General features: G+C 31.0%; 1 protein-coding gene and 1 riboswitch. The gene reads right to left on the reverse strand.

From position 1 onward, the window contains the following. Window positions 1-300 precede the first annotated feature (300 nt). Window positions 301-1,629, reverse strand: coding sequence for an NCS2 family permease (locus CN514_RS24165; protein WP_098234744.1), 1,329 nt, complete (start codon window positions 1,627-1,629; stop codon window positions 301-303). Window positions 1,630-1,799: 170 nt separating this feature from the next. After that, window positions 1,800-1,899, reverse strand: a riboswitch (purine riboswitch). Window positions 1,900-2,292 lie beyond the last annotated feature (393 nt).

Raw genomic sequence — 2,292 nt, forward strand, 5'->3', positions numbered from 1 at the left:
TAGTTTTCAAAGTTCACTTTATCGCTTCAGAAGCGACTTTTAAATCATATCATTTAAAGCTTGTTTTAGTCAACAACTTTTTAAATGTTTTTTGATTTTTATTTCGTTTGTTTTCCCTCGTTTGGGACAACATAGAATAATATATCAGCTATTCAAGTTAATTACAATACTAAAATAAAAATACTACTATTCAGAATCATTAGGATGAAGTAGTCTACATCCACATTACTTCTATATATTATGATAAAAATAAAACCAGCCTCCTATTTTGGGAGGCTGGTTTTTAACGTTCTATTTTACCTATTCTCTAAAAAATGCTAAGAATAATAGGAATACTACAAACAATACATACATTACTGGATGAATTTTTTTCGTTTTTCCAGCTGCAATCATTGAAATCGGATAGAAAATGAAACCAACTGCAATACCAGTTGCAATACTATAAGTTAAAGGCATTGCAATAATTGTAAAGAATGCCGGAACAGCAATTTCGAACTTTTTCCAATCAATTTGACCAATTGATGAAACCATTAAAACTCCGACTACGATTAAAGCAGGTGAAGTTACCGCTGCTGTTACTACTCCTAAAAGTGGTGCGAAGAATAATGCTAATAAGAATAGAATACCTGTTACTACTGCTGAGAATCCAGTACGTCCACCAGCAGCTACACCAGCAGTTGACTCTATATAAGAAGTAGTAGTACTTGTACCTAAAGTTGAACCAACTACTACAGCAGTTGCATCAACCATTAATGCTTTACCAGCTCTTTCAAGTTTGTTTTCTTTTAATAATCCAGCTTGGTTAGCTACAGCTACTAATGTTCCAGTTGCATCAAAGAAATCTACAATAAAGAAAGTTAGTACTACAGCAAACATTTTACCTGAAGAGAAAACATCTGGAATATGTTTAATTGCTTGACCGAATGTTGGAGCAATACTTGGTACTGGACCAACAACAGAAGATGGTAAGTCGATAATTCCAAAAATCATACCTGCGATAGCAGTAATGATCATACCTAAAAATACACCGGCTTTTATTTTTCTAGCCATTAAAACTACAGTAATAACTAAACCGAAAATCGTTAATAAAACAGCAGGTTCATTTAATTTACCAAGTGATACGAATGTCGCAGGGTTACTTACGATAATACCTGAGTTTTTTAAACCAACAAATGTAATAAAGAATCCAATACCGCTACCAATTGCTAATTTTAATTCAATTGGAATTGCATTTATAATTTGTTCACGAAGACCAGTTAATGAAAGAATGATAAAAATAATACCTGATACGAATACGCCAGCTAATGCTGTTTGCCATGGAATACCCATTCCAAGAACTACGTTAAAAGCAAAGAATGCATTTAATCCCATACCTGGTGCTAAAGCAATTGGATATTTCGCATAAATACCCATTAAAATCGATCCATATGCTGCAGCTAAAGAAGTAGCTACAAAGATTGCCTCTTTATTCATTCTTAAAGCTTCTGGGAAATCCTTTATATCTGATAATGATAAAATCGATGGATTTACAAATAAAATATAAGCCATTGCTAAGAATGTAGTTAAACCAGCAATTGTTTCTTGACGATATGATGTGCCTAACTTATTGAACTCAAAATAATTACTGATACGTTCTTTCATGTGATCCTCCTATGTTTTAGTCTTAAAAGTCGGTCTCTATTGTTTAAAATAGAAAAGGCACTTTTACACAATGGTAAAAGCGCCTATCACGAGCAGTTTCATTCCGAACTTATTAACCCTAGAATAGTAGAATAATAGCAAAATAGTAGGTTAATAACTTTCAGAAATCATTACTTCGTAGTCCGCCTTTTTACGGTGGCGGGTAGAGACGCTAGTCCATATTTACTAGCCTATACGACATGTTATGACAAATAATTTATTTAATTTACCTCTTTATATTACAATCAGTTTTGATGCGTGTCAACAAAAAAACGAACGTTTTTTATAAAAAATTCGTTTTCGTTCGTTTTTACCATATTTTAGTTGTTCAATTAGACTTCATCATTTGGAAAAACACATTTTAGTCAAATAAAACGTTCAATTAACAGTAAATTCTAATAACTATTGTACTATAAACTGTTCAATAAATGACAAATTTCAACAAAAAAGCTACAATCATTTACTTAAAAAGAGATTTAGCTATATTTACTATTTTTAATACTTTTTTTGATTTCTTTTCGTCTTTTAATAAACATACAATAACGATGCAATTACAAAACTAAAAATTATTACGATTATCTTTAGTAAATTTATATTATAAAATAATTGAAT

This window comes from Bacillus sp. AFS001701 (assembly GCF_002559405.1).
In the GTDB taxonomy this organism is placed as follows: domain Bacteria; phylum Bacillota; class Bacilli; order Bacillales; family Bacillaceae_G; genus Gottfriedia.